The organism is Bacillus sp. FSL W8-0629, assembly GCF_038593225.1.
GTDB classification, from domain to species: domain Bacteria; phylum Bacillota; class Bacilli; order Bacillales; family Bacillaceae; genus Bacillus; species Bacillus altitudinis.
In genome coordinates, this window is the sequence record NZ_CP151975.1 from 1,555,666 (window position 1) to 1,569,743 (window position 14,078).

Here is a 14,078-nt window from a genome sequence, read left to right on the forward strand (position 1 = left end):
TATGCCAAAACACTATAAAGACAAACAGAAACAGAGCAAAAAACTAGAGCAATTCAGAGAATTTCAGCAGCGCATTTCTGTACACTTTAAAAATGAAAAACTACTCTATCAAGCCTTTACACATTCCTCTTATGTGAATGAGCATCGGAAAAAACCTTATGAGGATAATGAAAGACTTGAATTTTTAGGGGACGCTGTTTTAGAATTGACGATCTCACAGTTCTTATTTGCAAAGTATCCAGCCATGAGCGAGGGAGATTTAACAAAATTGAGAGCGGCGATCGTATGTGAGCCATCACTTGTGTCATTAGCACATGAGCTGTCCTTCGGAGACCTTGTTCTTTTAGGAAAAGGGGAAGAAATGACAGGCGGCAGAAAGCGTCCGGCACTCTTAGCAGATGTATTTGAGGCGTTTATCGGAGCGCTTTATTTAGATCAAGGACTTGAGCCTGTTGAACGATTCCTAGAAGCCTATGTGTACCCCAAAATTAATGACGGGGCATTCTCACATGTCATGGACTTTAAAAGCCAGCTTCAAGAATTTGTTCAGCGAGATGGAAAAGGTGTACTTGAATACCGAATCCTGCATGAAAAAGGCCCAGCACATAACCGGGAATTTGAAGCCAATGTATCCCTTAGAGGAGAAGTGCTCGGAATTGGAAATGGCCGTTCAAAAAAAGAAGCAGAACAGCATGCTGCACAGGAAGCACTTGCTAAATTACAGAAACATCATATGAACCAATAAAATCCCCCTCGTGATTCAGGGGGATTTCACTCTGTTTTCCATCATCTTTTTTCAGTTCATATGGTAAGATAATAGTACTTTAAATACATAAGGAGGATCACTCTCATGTTCCTCAAACGTTTAGACGTGATAGGATTCAAATCTTTCGCACAGCGGGTGACTGTAGACTTTGTCAAAGGGGTTACAGCTGTTGTTGGACCAAACGGAAGCGGCAAAAGTAATATTACTGATGCGATCCGCTGGGTACTTGGAGAGCAATCAGCAAAAAGCCTCCGCGGAGGAAAAATGGAAGACATCATTTTTGCAGGAAGTGACTCTAGAAAACGAGTCAACTTAGCAGAAGTGACATTAACGCTCGATAACGAAGATCACTTTTTGCCGATCGATTTTCACGAAGTCAGTGTGACAAGAAGAGTCTATCGTTCTGGAGAAAGTGAATTTCTCATTAACAATCAGTCTGTCCGCTTAAAGGATATTATTGATCTTTTCATGGATTCAGGTCTTGGAAAAGAAGCTTTTTCGATCATCAGCCAAGGTAAGGTAGAAGAGATTCTATCGAGTAAAGCTGAAGAAAGACGTAGCATCTTTGAAGAAGCAGCTGGTGTTCTGAAATATAAAACAAGAAAGAAAAAAGCCGAGAATAAACTGTTTGAAACGCAGGACAACTTAAACCGGGTAGAAGATATTCTGCATGAACTAGAAGATCAAGTAGAACCACTAAGAATGCAGGCATCTATTGCAAAAGACTATCTGCAAAAGAAAGAAGAACTTGAAAATGTAGAAATTGCTCTCACCGTCCATGATATTGAAGCACTGCACAAAAAATGGACAACACTTGGTGAAGCTGTCGAGCGGTTCAAACAAGATGAAATGAAGCAGTCCACAGACATTCAAGCGAAGGAAGCCAAAATCGAAGAATCGAGAGACCGTATTCAGGCACTTGACGATTCGATTCATGACCTTCAAGAAGTCCTCCTTTTCACAAGTGAAGAACTAGAAAAGCTTGAAGGGAAAAAAGAAGTTCTAAAAGAACGGAAAAAAAATGCGGCCGCTAACCAAGGGCAACTAGAAGACACGCTCGTGCGTTTAACCGAAAAACAGGCGTTGTTAACGGAAAAGATTGAACAGCAGAAAGTCACACGTGACAGCCTGCAAACAGAAGTGCAGCAGCTAAAAGATGAAGTGAAAACAAAACAGCATCAGCTGTCTCTTCATAGTGAAGATGTGGAAGGGCAAATTGAACAGCTGAAAAGCGATTATTTTGACCTATTAAACGAGCAAGCTTCTATCCGAAACGAACGTACATTACTAGAAGAACAGCAGCGCCAAGCAGCCTTGCAGCTAGAGCGGTTAACGCAAAATAATCAGAAACATATCGAAGAACGGGTATCTGTGAAGGAAAAGAAAACAGAAGCCGAGAAGCAACTTTCAGAACGAGAAGAAGACATTTTGGCTCAGGTGAAACGCTTTAGAGAAGCGGAACAAAAGCTAGAGCAGATGAAACGTCAATACGAGAAAAAAGAAACGGCACTTTACCAAGCCTATCAATATGTACAGCAGGCAAAATCTAAAAAAGAAATGCTTGAATCCATGCAGGAAGACTTCTCAGGATTTTTCCAAGGAGTGAAAGAGGTTTTAAAGGCAAAGGACCGGTTAGGCGGTATTCACGGGGCGATTGCAGAGCTGATTCAAACAGAGCAGCAACATGAAACAGCGATTGAAATTGCACTTGGCGCAGCCACGCAGCATGTCGTTACTGAAAATGAAGCGGCTGCCAGACAGGCCATTGGATACTTAAAGCAGCATTCCTTTGGGCGTGCGACCTTCCTGCCGATGAACGTCATCAAAGAACGAACCATTCAGTTCAGAGATATTCAAACAGCTGAGCAGCATGACGCATTTATCGGCGTGGCGAGTCAGCTCGTTTCCTTTGACGAAAAGTATGAAAAAGTCATTCGGAATTTGCTTGGAACGGTCCTGATTGTTCAAGACTTAAAAGGTGCCAACGAGCTAGCGAAAATGCTAGGACATCGTTATCGTATCGTGACCCTTGATGGGGACGTGGTGAACCCAGGCGGTTCAATGACTGGGGGAGGCGTAAAGAAAAAGAACAATTCCCTCCTGTCCAGAAACCGAGAGATTGAAACATTAACAAAGCAGCTCGTTGAAATGGAAGAAAAAACAACGATCCTTGAAAAAGAAACAAAAGAAACGAAGCAATCGATTGCCGAAAGCGAAGTCCAATTAAATGAATTGCGTCAGCGCGGCGAAATGCTTCGAGAAAAGCAGCAAGAGTTAAAAGGGACATTATATGAACTGCAAGTAGCTGAAAAAAATATTAACGCTCATCTAGAGCTCTATGATCAAGAAAAAGAAGAGTTGCAGCAGCGCTCTAGCGAACTTGCGAGCAAGGATAAAGAGCAGGCAGCCCTTGAAACATCTATAGGTGAGAAACTGACCTCTCTTGACGAAGAGATCAACACGTTAACAAAACGGAAGCAGACCCAAAGCTCAACGAAAGAAACCATTTCTTCCGAATTAACAGAGCTGAAAATCTCGCTTGCCAAAAAAGAGCAGTCTTTAGCAAATGAACAAGAAAAACTGTCGAGCTTAACGGCTGAATTAGAAGAGGCTGAAAAGACGCTGACGGAAACAAAAGAAGATTTGTCCCTCTTAACAAGTGAAATGTCATCCAGCTCAAGCGGCGCCGAACAACTGGAAGAAGCGGCAAAAGAGAAACTGGAGCATAAAAACAAAACGACAGCGCTTATCTCAGAGCGACGCAAACAGCGCCTGGCTCTTTCTGAAACATTAGAATTCGCTGAACGTGAACTGAAAGAGCAAAAACGCCTGTATAAACAGCTCACGACAAGCTTAAAAGATGAAGAAATCAAGCTTGGCCGCATGGAAGTTGAACTTGATAACCTCATCGCCTATTTAAACGAAGAGTATGCCCTTTCGTTTGAAGGAGCAAAAGAAATGTATCATCTGACGCTATCGCCGGATGAAGCAAGAAAACGCGTGAAATTGATCAAACTAGCCATTGAAGAGCTTGGAACAGTGAACTTAGGCAGCATTGACGAGTATGAACGTGTGAATGAACGTTTTCTCTTCTTAACTGAACAGCGCAATGATCTGACAGAAGCGAAAAATACGTTATTCCAAGTCATTGAAGAAATGGATCAGGAGATGACGAAACGTTTCTCTGAGACATTCTCTCAAATCCGCGGGCATTTTGAATCTGTTTTCCAAGCATTATTTGGCGGAGGAAGAGCAGACCTTAAGTTGACAGATCCAAACGATTTACTAAACTCAGGTGTCGATATTGTGGCGCAACCGCCGGGGAAAAAGCTGCAAAATCTAAGCCTGCTTTCAGGCGGAGAAAGAGCATTAACAGCCATCGCTTTATTATTCTCGATCTTAAAAGTGAGACCTGTTCCATTCTGTGTGCTAGATGAGGTAGAAGCGGCGCTTGATGAAGCGAATGTGTTCCGCTTTGCCCAGTATTTAAAGAAATACAGCCAAGAAACACAGTTCATTGTGATTACACACCGAAAAGGAACCATGGAAGAAGCAGATGTTCTGTACGGTGTCACGATGCAGGAGTCAGGTGTCTCAAAACTGGTATCTGTCAAACTAGAGGAAACGAAAGAGCTTGTCCAGTAATTAAAGGAGGTTTTTGAATCCATGAGCTTTTTTAAGAAATTAAAAGAAAAATTTACGCAGCAAACCGATTCAGTATCAGAAAAGTTTAAAGATGGACTTGAAAAAACGAGAAATTCGTTTCAGGGAAAAGTAAATGAACTCATTTCTCGCTATCGTAAAGTGGATGAAGACTTTTTTGAAGAACTAGAAGAAGTGTTAATCGGTGCTGATGTTGGTTTCACGACTGTGATGGAACTGATTGATGAGCTGAAAAAAGAAGTGAAATTAAGAAACATTCAAGACCCAAGTGAAGTACAAGCAGTCATCTCTGAAAAACTCGTGGAGATTTACAATAGCGGTGAGGAACAAATTTCTGAACTGAACATTGAAGACGGCCGTTTAAATATTATTTTATTCGTAGGCGTGAACGGTGTTGGTAAAACCACAACCATTGGTAAGCTGGCAAACAAGCTAAAAAATGAAGGGAAATCCGTCATTTTAGCAGCAGGTGATACGTTCCGTGCGGGGGCGATTGAGCAGCTTGAAGTATGGGGCGAGCGCTCTGGTGTTCCTGTCGTTAAACAAACAGCAGGTTCTGACCCGGCAGCGGTCATCTATGATGCCGTTCAATCAGCTAAAGCCAAAAAAGCAGATGTCTTGATCTGTGATACAGCAGGCAGACTGCAAAACAAAGTCAACTTGATGAAAGAGCTAGAGAAGGTCAAGAGAGTCATTGAACGCGAAGTGCCCGATGCACCGCACGAAGTACTGCTTGCCCTTGATGCGACAACGGGTCAAAATGCGATGGCGCAAGCGAAGGAATTTTCTAAAGCGACAAACGTGACAGGTATCGCTTTAACAAAGCTTGACGGTACTGCAAAAGGCGGGATTGTTCTTGCCATTCGCAATGAGCTCAACATCCCTGTAAAACTTGTCGGATTAGGTGAAAAAGTAGACGATCTGCAAGAGTTCGATGCTGAATCGTATGTGTACGGATTATTCTCAGACATGATTGATCAAGAAGACTAATCAAGATGCCGGCAAAACTGCCGGCATTTTTATTTATATATCGCCGCAGGAAGTGACAAGATAAAAACTTGACACATAGATCAGAACCGTGTAAACTTAGTTGTTGTAAAGGGAATGAACTTAACAAAGGGGAGAGAGCCCATGACGCTTGAAAAGACAACGAGAATGAACTACTTGTTTGATTTCTATCAATCGTTGTTGACCGCAAAACAAAAGAGCTACATGTCGCTTTACTACCTAGACGATTTTTCCCTCGGTGAAATTGCGGATGAATATGAAGTATCAAGACAGGCTGTTTATGATAATATTAAACGGACTGAAGCGATGCTTGAACAATATGAAGAAAAGCTGCTCTTGTTTAAGAAATTTAAAGAGCGTAAAGAACTTCTCACAAAAATGAGAGAGCTTGTAGCAGATTCCGCGCAAAAGGAAGAAGCAGAAGCTTTAATTGAATCGCTTGAGAAATTAGATTAGGAGGCGGCACAGTATGGCATTTGAAGGATTAGCCGACCGACTGCAGCAGACGATTTCAAAAATCCGCGGCAAAGGAAAAGTGTCAGAGCAAGATGTAAAAGAAATGATGCGCGAGGTACGCCTTGCCCTTCTTGAAGCTGACGTCAATTTTAAAGTAGTCAAAGACTTTGTGAAAAAAGTAAGCGAGCGGGCAGTTGGACAAGAGGTCATGCAAAGTCTTACCCCAGGACAACAGGTCATTAAAGTTGTAAAAGAAGAACTCACTGAATTAATGGGCGGGGAAGAGAGTAAAATCGCTGTAGCGAAAAAATCTCCAACTGTCATTATGATGGTTGGTCTTCAAGGGGCAGGTAAAACGACCACAACTGGAAAGCTTGCCAACTTACTTCGCAAAAAACATAATCGCAAGCCGATGATGGTGGCCGCTGATATTTACAGACCAGCAGCGATCCAGCAGCTTCAAACGCTTGGGAAACAGCTTGATATGCCCGTATTCTCATTAGGTGATCAAGTTAGTCCTGTCGAAATTGCCAAACAGGCAATTGAAAAAGCGAAAGAAGAACATCATGATTATGTCATTTTAGATACAGCAGGACGTCTTCATATTGATGAAGACTTAATGGATGAACTTCAGAAAGTAAAAGAAGTCGCAAATCCAGAAGAGATTTTCCTCGTTGTTGACTCGATGACTGGTCAAGATGCTGTCAATGTCGCAAAAAGCTTTAATGAACAGCTTGGTTTAACAGGTGTCGTTCTGACAAAACTAGACGGTGATACGCGAGGCGGGGCAGCATTGTCAATTCGTGCAGTCACAAATACGCCGATTAAATTCGCCGCACTAGGTGAAAAGCTTGATGCAATTGAACCATTCCATCCAGAGCGGATGGCATCGAGAATTCTTGGCATGGGAGATGTGCTCACGCTTATTGAAAAAGCACAAGCAAACGTTGACCAAGATAAAGCGAAAGAGCTGGAACAAAAAATGCGGACAATGAGCTTCACGCTCGATGATTTCCTCGAGCAGCTTGGGCAGGTTCGCAACATGGGTCCACTTGATGAACTGATCCAAATGATGCCGGGAGCCGGTAAAATGAAAGGGCTCAAAAACGTCCAAGTAGACGAAAAGCAGCTCAATCACATCGAAGCGATCATTAAATCAATGACGACCGAAGAAAAAGAACAGCCAGAGGTCATCAATGCAAGCCGAAGAAAACGGATTGCAAAAGGAAGCGGAACATCTGTACAGGAAGTCAATCGCCTTTTAAAACAATTTGACGAAATGAAAAAGATGATGAAGCAAATGACCAATATGTCCAAAGGAAAGAAAAAAGGCGGCTTTAAATTACCATTTATGTAATTGGTTATACATGATAAAACCGTTGTTAAGAAAAAACACTTTACAAACCCTTTTATCATTGTTAATATACTATCTTGTTGAAATATTTTCGGAGGTGCTAGTAAAATGGCAGTAAAAATTCGTTTAAAACGTATGGGATCAAAAAGATCTCCTTTCTATCGTATTGTTGTAGCAGATTCTCGTTCACCACGTGACGGTCGTTTCATCGAAACAGTTGGAACATACAATCCAGTGTTATCACCAGCTGAGGTGAAAATCAACGAAGAATTAGCGCTTAAATGGCTTCAAAATGGTGCGAAACCATCTGATACAGTTCGTAACCTTTTCTCAAGCCAAGGAATTCTTGAAAAATTTCATAATGCGAAAAACAGCAAATAATGAATGAGCTGTCCTTGGAAGAATTGATTGTGTCCATCGTCGAGCCACTTGTTGATTTCCCTGAAGATATTCACGTATCTTCATTAGAAAAAGATGAGCAGGTCATTTACACACTGTCTGTCAATGCTGAAGATACCGGAAAAGTGATCGGAAAGCAGGGACGTACAGCTAAAGCGATACGAACAGTCATGTTTGCAGCAAGTGCAGAGTCTTCTAAGAAAGTTCAACTTGAGATTGCTGACTAAAAAGGGAGAGGGCTTAGGACCTCCCCTTTTTTTACACGTTTAAATCTATTTTTCGTTATACTGTAGAGGACAAATGCCTTCGGATAGGGGGACAAAAAGGAAGATGCAGATCATTCAACATGTCACCGTCATGCAAGTATTAACTGAAAGCAGTAAGGACAAACTGTTAACGACTTTTTTGGAGAAAAAAGAAAGACTAGAACGTGAGTGCAATCAACTATATTTTCAACTCAAAAAGCATGAAAAAGAACCACATCAGCAAGAAGCCATCCCTCAATTTCAAAAAGCCATTGAAAAAAGACAAGAGAAAATGAGGCAAATTGATTTTCAAGTCGAGCAGCTGCATATCTTGCCTCTTGGCAGTGAAATGAAAGAAACAGAAGTGGATGCGCTGATTGAAGTAAAAATAGGTGATAAATGGGATGACAAAATGCAAGACAATGTCATCGTCGTGAAAGACGGCACCATTGTGGAAATACGTCAGGGGTGATTATAGAACATGGAACTAGAATGGTTGAATGTCGGAAAGATCGTCAATACACATGGAGTGCGCGGAGAAGTACGTGTTGTGTCAAAGACTGATTTCCCAGAAGAACGCTACAAAAAAGGCAGCGTCCTTTATATTTTCAAACAAAATCAAAAAGAACCGCTAAAAGTGACTGTCGCATCACATAGACAGCACAAACAATTTGATTTACTGACATTTGAAGAAGTCGGTTCATTAAATGAAGCTGAGCAATTAAAAGAGTCGATTTTAAAAGTAGAAAAAGAACATCTTGGTTCATTAGATGAAGGGGAATTCTATTTCCACGAAATCATCGGCTGTGAAGTATATGATGAAGAGGACAAACTGATTGGTCAAATCAAAGAAGTTTTAACGCCAGGGGCAAATGATGTATGGGTGGTTGGAAGAAAAGGCAAAAAAGATGCCCTCATCCCTTATATTCCATCTGTCGTCAAAACAGTTGATATTTCATCCAAGAAAGTACACATTGAAGTGATGGAAGGACTCATTGACGAATGAAAATTGACTTTTTAACACTGTTTCCTGAAATGTTTGAAGGAGTGCTTCACTCATCGATCTTAAAAAAAGCTCAGGAAAAAGATGCGGTCTCATTTGATGTCGTGAATTTTAGGGAGTATTCCGATCATAAACATAAAACAGTGGATGACTATCCGTATGGCGGCGGTGCTGGCATGGTTCTGAAAGCACAGCCTGTATTTGATGCGGTAGAAGATTTAACGAAAAAAGCAAACAAGAAACCCCGCATTATTCTTGTCTGTCCTCAAGGAGAAAGATATACACAAAAGAAAGCAGAAGAGCTTGCAAAAGAAGAGCATCTTATGTTCATTTGCGGCCACTATGAAGGCTACGATGAGCGCATCAGGGAGCATCTTGTCACAGATGAAATCTCAATCGGGGATTTCGTTCTCACAGGCGGAGAGCTGCCGGCGATGATGATTGCAGACAGTGTGGTCAGGCTTTTGCCTCATGTGCTTGGAAAAGAAGCGTCTCATATCGAAGATTCATTTAGTACAGGTCTGCTTGAGCATCCGCACTATACAAGACCAGCTGATTATAAAGGATTGAAAGTACCAGATGTGCTTCTCTCTGGAAATCATGCCAAAATTGAAGAGTGGCGGCGTAAAGAATCGTTGAAGCGAACCTATACAAGACGGCCAGATTTGATCGATTCTTGCAAAACATTAACGGATGAAGAAAAAAGATGGCTTTGGCAGCTTCATAATGACTAGATTGTATTGCACAAGGTATACAGGTGTGGTATGATACTACTTGTGACTTGGACGGCTTGCCGATTCAAGTTTGAAAACGATGTTCCGCTGCAATGAAGAAAGAGGACATGAGCATCTGTTGGAAGGAGTTGAAAACGATGCAACAATTGATTGAAGAAATCACAAAAGAACAATTACGCACTGATCTTCCTGCGTTCCGTCCTGGTGACACTTTACGTGTACACGTGAAAGTTGTCGAGGGTACTCGTGAGCGTATCCAGATCTTTGAAGGTGTTGTAATTAAGCGTCGTGGTGGTGGAATCAGCGAAACTTTCACAGTTCGTAAGATCTCTTACGGTGTAGGCGTTGAGCGTACATTCCCTGTACACACACCAAAAATCGCTAAGATCGAAGTTGTACGTCACGGTAAGGTACGTCGTGCGAAACTTTACTACCTACGTGAACTTCGCGGTAAAGCGGCTCGTATCAAAGAAATCAGACGATAATGATATCAAAAGAAAGAGCTTGTTACCTGTAACAGGCTCTTTTTTTGTACAATGTATAGAGACAACCGTTAGAAGAGAGAAGGTGCACATATGACAATTCAATGGTTTCCAGGCCATATGGCAAAAGCAAGACGGGAAGTCACAGAAAAACTAAAGCTCATCGACATCGTATTTGAATTAACCGATGCAAGAATTCCGATGTCCTCTAGAAACCCAATGATTGAAGAAATCCTCCAAAACAAACCGAAAATTATGCTTTTGAACAAAGCAGATAAAGCAGATCCTCGTATGACAAAAGAGTGGCAGGCACACTTTGAAGCGCAAGGTGTACGGTCACTTGCCATTAATTCTGTCGATGGACAAGGGTTAAATCAAATCATTACGACATCAAAAGAAATCTTAAAAGAAAAGTTCGATCGAATGAAAGCAAAAGGTGTTAAGCCGCGTGCCATTCGAGCTTTGATTATCGGAATTCCCAATGTCGGCAAATCAACGCTGATCAATCGGTTGGCAAAGAAAAATATTGCGAAAACAGGAGATCGACCTGGTATTACGACATCACAGCAATGGGTGAAGGTAGGAAAAGAACTTGAACTGCTCGATACCCCCGGAATTCTCTGGCCGAAATTTGAAGATGAACAAGTAGGTCTTAGGCTGGCCGTCACTGGAGCGATTAAAGACTCTATCATCAACTTGCAGGATGTCGCAGTGTATGCGCTCCGCTTTTTAGAAGAGCACTATCCAGAGCGGTTAAAAAAACGCTATGATTTAGCAGAAATACCTGAAGATACAGTTGAGCTGTTTGATGCCATTGGCACAAAACGCGGCTGTCTGATGAGTGGAGGATTCATTAATTACGACAAAACGACCGAAATCATTATTCGGGATATTCGAACGGAAAAATTTGGTCCCCTCACTTTTGAGAAGCCTGAAAGCTAAAAGACACGCAGCTCATGCGGGTCTTTATTTTTTGCGAAAAACTGCCGATATAAAGAAGGAGGCTGCGGAAAAGCCAATGTACACGGTCAAACAAATAAAAGAATTAATAGAACAACATGCTGACGACGAGTCATACATTCGTGAACTATTGAAAGACGATACAAGAAAAAGTGTCCAGAAACTGATGGACAAATGGAACAAAGAGAGAGAAAAGCAGCAAGAACTACGTGCAGCATGGAAGCAAATGCTGCAATTTGAAACCAAAGCAAGAGCGCAAGGATACACTTGTATTGCAGGCATAGATGAAGCAGGAAGAGGACCACTTGCTGGCCCAGTTGTTGCGGCAGCTGTGATATTAAAAGAGGATACCGTCCTACTCGGTTTAAATGATTCAAAACAGCTATCTGAGAAAAAAAGAATGACCTATTATGAGCTCATTCAAAAGGAAGCACTCGACATCGGCATCGGCATTGTTGATGCGGCAACGATTGACGAAATAAATATATACGAAGCATCAAGACTGGCGATGGTGAAGGCTGTAAAGCAGCTCACTCACACACCTGATTATCTACTCATAGATGCGATGACGCTCCCGCTTCCTACTCAACAGGAGAATATCATCAAAGGAGATGCTAAAAGCGCATCCATCGCAGCTGGTGCATGTATTGCCAAAGTGACAAGGGACAAAATGATGGAAGAGTATGGACGCCAGTACCCTGAGTATCAATTTGAAAAACATAAAGGGTATGGAACGAAAGAGCACCTGGCTGCCATTCAAACACATGGCGCTACACCTATCCACCGGTTATCATTTGCACCAGTGAAATCTGTTATTTCATAAATATTTTGACACAAGGAGGCTGCCTGTGATGACAAGAGTTGAAGATATACATACTGCACTGAATAGTCGGCTGAATACGGCAGAATCTGTTCCACTTAACACGGAAGGAAAGGAAAATATTCACCGGCTCATTCTCGGCAAAGTACTGAAAATGCTTGGGGATGATACAGCACTTGTTCAAATAGGTTCGACCAAAATCAAAGCGCAGCTAGCGGCTCAGCTAAAAGCCGATTCTTTCTACTGGTTCCAATTAGAACAAGAAGGTGGAGGCAGTCTGAGTAAATTAAGACCTGTTCAGCAATTTGACCAAGATCCTAAAACATTAAAGGATGCCGCAGCTAAACTACTAGAAGGTCTGTCGCTTAAAAATGGACTTGAACAAATGTTAACAGCTACAGCCTTTTTAAAAGAAAAACCGGTCATCAACGAAGCAGAGTTAAAAACGGCAGTAAAATGGATTGAACAACTTCAAGGCGCGGATATCAAAAAAGGCCTGCAAGCACTTCTTTTTGCTTTAAAGAAAGATTTGCCGATTCAACAAGGAGTGCTCCAATCAATATTAGCGATGAAATCCCCCTCTGCACTTCATCAGGATGTGACAGCACTGCTAGATCGATTAACACAGCTTCCGAAGCAATCAGAAGCCACACAGGCTCTTACACAGGCCGTTCGTACGGTTGTAAATGCTGAGACAACTGTTCATGCAGAAAAGCTCTTATCGGTGCTTCTAGGAGCAAAAGAAGGTCAAACGAAGCAAGGAGAAAGCTTGCAGCAGGTGCAGCGTCATGTCAATCCGGCTCAGCAAACAAAGCAGAGCCAGCCCGCCGTTATACAAGGGCGACAGGTGGATACAGTGAATCAGAACAGCGTGCAGCAATTATTAAGTCCAAAACAGCTCCCGCTTCAGCAAATAGAACGCATTCTGACAAGCATCACAAAGCAAGGCACAGACGGACAGCAGCAGCTTGATGTAAAACAACTCACATCACTGGTTCAAGCAGTCCAGCAGGCAGGACCACAGGCTGACGCAAAGGCAGCCGTGCTTCAAAAAGAATTTCCATTTCTTTCGAAAACAGAGGCGAACGCATTGGTAAAGGTCATTCAGCAGACTGAACCAGCATTAAGCAATAAAACCGATGTACTCGATTTACTGATGACGATGAAAAAAGCGATAGGTGTACGAGATGAAATTGGGATGCTGAAATTACTGGAAAAGGGCAGCCAAGATGTCAAAAGCCAAGAGCTTCACCAATTAAAGATGGTTTTAAATGATGCAAGGCAAGCTGATGTTCCGGAACCCGTAAAAAAAGAAGTGGATCAATTATTCCATAGATTAAATGGGCAGTTACTAGTGCATCAGGAAAACCAAACAGTTAGTCAAATGATGGTTTCTTACCCTCTTTTCTCAAAACATAGTGTTCAAGATTTAACCTTTATTCTAAAAGGGCATAAGAAAAAAGATGGCTCTATTGATATTTCTCAGTGCCGTTTAATGTTTTATTTAAACATGGAGAACTTAGAAGAAACGTTAATAGACTGTACGATTCAGCAAAAAGTAATGTCAATTACAGTCGAGACGGCTCACGAACTGCAAGGGACCATTAATCCAATGATTCCAGCTGTTCGAGAGAATTTAAATGCCCTAGGGTATAGTTTAACGGGGATTACAGCGAAAAAGAGAGAAGAGCCAATTGATCCGTCTCACTTTCTAGATGAACACTTTCATAAAATCAGCGAGAAAGGGCTGGACTTACGAGTATGAAAGATTCAAAACCGCTTAGAAGAGCGGTCGCTCTACACTATGATGAAGAAAAACAAAAGGCGCCAAAAGTCGTTGCAACAGGCAGCGGCTATGTGGCTGATCATATTATTGAAGAAGCTCAAAAAGCTGGAGTTCCTATCCAAGAAGACCGTAATTTAGTAGAACTGATGCGCCACTTAACGCTCGATGAGGAAATCCCAGAAGCGTTATACGATACTGTAGCAGAAATATTTTCATTTATCTATCGATTGGATCAAAAAATGAAAAAATAAGGTAAAATAAGTGTTTTGACTGAAAAATTTATATTTTTAATAAAATAAAAATTTGAATGTTTAGAAGGATTTTACGATTTTACATAGAACCCTAGACATTCTCTTTTTTATTCTTTAAAATGAAAGCGCAGTCTATTTTATAATTTTTGTT

General features: G+C 41.6%; 15 protein-coding genes. All 15 read left to right on the forward strand.

What is annotated here, in order from left to right; all coding sequences use genetic code 11:
• The first annotated feature begins 1 nt into the window (after position 1).
• The 15 genes from rnc (at position 2) to NSQ17_RS08020 (ending at position 13,927) form a co-directional block, all read left to right on the forward strand.
• Entirely contained in the window at positions 2 to 745 is a 744-nt protein-coding gene (gene rnc / locus NSQ17_RS07950) for a ribonuclease III (RefSeq protein ID WP_017367233.1), read from the forward strand.
• A 105-nt stretch (positions 746 to 850) separates the two neighbouring features.
• Positions 851 to 4,411, forward strand: a complete 3,561-nt coding sequence (gene smc / locus NSQ17_RS07955; protein WP_135008915.1) for a chromosome segregation protein SMC — start codon at positions 851 to 853, stop codon at positions 4,409 to 4,411.
• Positions 4,412 to 4,432: 21 nt separating this feature from the next.
• Positions 4,433 to 5,419 (forward strand): signal recognition particle-docking protein FtsY, encoded by a 987-nt coding sequence (ftsY, locus tag NSQ17_RS07960; protein ID WP_017359097.1) that lies wholly within the window; start codon positions 4,433 to 4,435, stop codon positions 5,417 to 5,419.
• Positions 5,420 to 5,560: 141 nt separating this feature from the next.
• Positions 5,561 to 5,893, forward strand: a complete 333-nt coding sequence (locus tag NSQ17_RS07965) for a putative DNA-binding protein (RefSeq protein ID WP_008344844.1) — start codon at positions 5,561 to 5,563, stop codon at positions 5,891 to 5,893.
• A gap of 13 nt (positions 5,894 to 5,906) precedes the next feature.
• A complete protein-coding gene (ffh, locus tag NSQ17_RS07970) occupies positions 5,907 to 7,250 on the forward strand; it encodes a signal recognition particle protein (protein WP_008344842.1) in 1,344 nt (447 codons plus the stop codon).
• A 105-nt stretch (positions 7,251 to 7,355) separates the two neighbouring features.
• Positions 7,356 to 7,628, forward strand: coding sequence for a 30S ribosomal protein S16 (rpsP, locus tag NSQ17_RS07975; protein ID WP_003212139.1), 273 nt, complete (start codon positions 7,356 to 7,358; stop codon positions 7,626 to 7,628).
• Positions 7,628 to 7,873 carry a KH domain-containing protein gene (locus NSQ17_RS07980; RefSeq protein WP_012009937.1) on the forward strand — a complete coding sequence of 82 codons (246 nt, stop codon included), beginning with the start codon at positions 7,628 to 7,630 and terminating at the stop codon, positions 7,871 to 7,873. The genes rpsP and NSQ17_RS07980 overlap by 1 nt, the downstream gene beginning before the upstream one ends.
• A 103-nt stretch (positions 7,874 to 7,976) precedes the next feature.
• Positions 7,977 to 8,363: a YlqD family protein gene (locus NSQ17_RS07985; RefSeq protein ID WP_008344839.1), complete on the forward strand. Its 387-nt coding sequence runs from the start codon at positions 7,977 to 7,979 to the stop codon at positions 8,361 to 8,363.
• Positions 8,364 to 8,372: 9 nt separating this feature from the next.
• Complete coding sequence (gene rimM / locus NSQ17_RS07990) at positions 8,373 to 8,897, forward strand: ribosome maturation factor RimM (RefSeq protein ID WP_008344836.1); 525 nt, start codon at positions 8,373 to 8,375, stop codon at positions 8,895 to 8,897.
• Complete coding sequence (gene trmD, locus NSQ17_RS07995) at positions 8,894 to 9,628, forward strand: tRNA (guanosine(37)-N1)-methyltransferase TrmD (protein WP_007499635.1); 735 nt, start codon at positions 8,894 to 8,896, stop codon at positions 9,626 to 9,628. The genes rimM and trmD overlap by 4 nt, the downstream gene beginning before the upstream one ends.
• Positions 9,629 to 9,765: 137 nt before the next feature.
• Positions 9,766 to 10,113, forward strand: a complete 348-nt coding sequence (rplS, locus tag NSQ17_RS08000) for a 50S ribosomal protein L19 (protein WP_008344834.1) — start codon at positions 9,766 to 9,768, stop codon at positions 10,111 to 10,113.
• 90 nt (positions 10,114 to 10,203) lie between these two features.
• Positions 10,204 to 11,052, forward strand: a complete 849-nt coding sequence (gene ylqF, locus NSQ17_RS08005; RefSeq protein ID WP_007499632.1) for a ribosome biogenesis GTPase YlqF — start codon at positions 10,204 to 10,206, stop codon at positions 11,050 to 11,052.
• A gap of 76 nt (positions 11,053 to 11,128) precedes the next feature.
• On the forward strand, positions 11,129 to 11,893 hold the full coding sequence (locus NSQ17_RS08010) for a ribonuclease HII (RefSeq protein WP_144665390.1): 765 nt from the start codon (positions 11,129 to 11,131) through the stop codon (positions 11,891 to 11,893).
• Positions 11,894 to 11,921: 28 nt separating this feature from the next.
• Positions 11,922 to 13,655: a glycosyltransferase gene (locus NSQ17_RS08015; RefSeq protein ID WP_342468001.1), complete on the forward strand. Its 1,734-nt coding sequence runs from the start codon at positions 11,922 to 11,924 to the stop codon at positions 13,653 to 13,655.
• Positions 13,652 to 13,927 (forward strand): FlhB-like flagellar biosynthesis protein, encoded by a 276-nt coding sequence (locus NSQ17_RS08020; RefSeq protein WP_008344827.1) that lies wholly within the window; start codon positions 13,652 to 13,654, stop codon positions 13,925 to 13,927. The genes NSQ17_RS08015 and NSQ17_RS08020 overlap by 4 nt, the downstream gene beginning before the upstream one ends.
• The last annotated feature ends 151 nt before the right edge of the window (positions 13,928 to 14,078 follow it).

What these genes read in the sequence shown, in the direction of transcription:
- NSQ17_RS07965 (WP_008344844.1), top strand. Translation starts at nt 5,561, where the DNA reads ATGACGCTTGAAAAGACAACGAGAATGAACTACTTGTTTGATTTCTAT.
- ffh (WP_008344842.1), top strand. Translation starts at nt 5,907, where the DNA reads ATGGCATTTGAAGGATTAGCCGACCGACTGCAGCAGACGATTTCAAAA.
- ylqF (WP_007499632.1), top strand. Translation starts at nt 10,204, where the DNA reads ATGACAATTCAATGGTTTCCAGGCCATATGGCAAAAGCAAGACGGGAA.
- rplS (WP_008344834.1), top strand. Translation starts at nt 9,766, where the DNA reads ATGCAACAATTGATTGAAGAAATCACAAAAGAACAATTACGCACTGAT.
- NSQ17_RS07980 (WP_012009937.1), top strand. Translation starts at nt 7,628, where the DNA reads ATGAATGAGCTGTCCTTGGAAGAATTGATTGTGTCCATCGTCGAGCCA.
- rimM (WP_008344836.1), top strand. Translation starts at nt 8,373, where the DNA reads ATGGAACTAGAATGGTTGAATGTCGGAAAGATCGTCAATACACATGGA.
- rnc (WP_017367233.1), top strand. Translation starts at nt 2, where the DNA reads ATGCCAAAACACTATAAAGACAAACAGAAACAGAGCAAAAAACTAGAG.
- NSQ17_RS08020 (WP_008344827.1), top strand. Translation starts at nt 13,652, where the DNA reads ATGAAAGATTCAAAACCGCTTAGAAGAGCGGTCGCTCTACACTATGAT.
- trmD (WP_007499635.1), top strand. Translation starts at nt 8,894, where the DNA reads ATGAAAATTGACTTTTTAACACTGTTTCCTGAAATGTTTGAAGGAGTG.
- ftsY (WP_017359097.1), top strand. Translation starts at nt 4,433, where the DNA reads ATGAGCTTTTTTAAGAAATTAAAAGAAAAATTTACGCAGCAAACCGAT.
- NSQ17_RS08010 (WP_144665390.1), top strand. Translation starts at nt 11,129, where the DNA reads ATGTACACGGTCAAACAAATAAAAGAATTAATAGAACAACATGCTGAC.
- smc (WP_135008915.1), top strand. Translation starts at nt 851, where the DNA reads ATGTTCCTCAAACGTTTAGACGTGATAGGATTCAAATCTTTCGCACAG.
- rpsP (WP_003212139.1), top strand. Translation starts at nt 7,356, where the DNA reads ATGGCAGTAAAAATTCGTTTAAAACGTATGGGATCAAAAAGATCTCCT.
- NSQ17_RS07985 (WP_008344839.1), top strand. Translation starts at nt 7,977, where the DNA reads ATGCAGATCATTCAACATGTCACCGTCATGCAAGTATTAACTGAAAGC.
- NSQ17_RS08015 (WP_342468001.1), top strand. Translation starts at nt 11,922, where the DNA reads ATGACAAGAGTTGAAGATATACATACTGCACTGAATAGTCGGCTGAAT.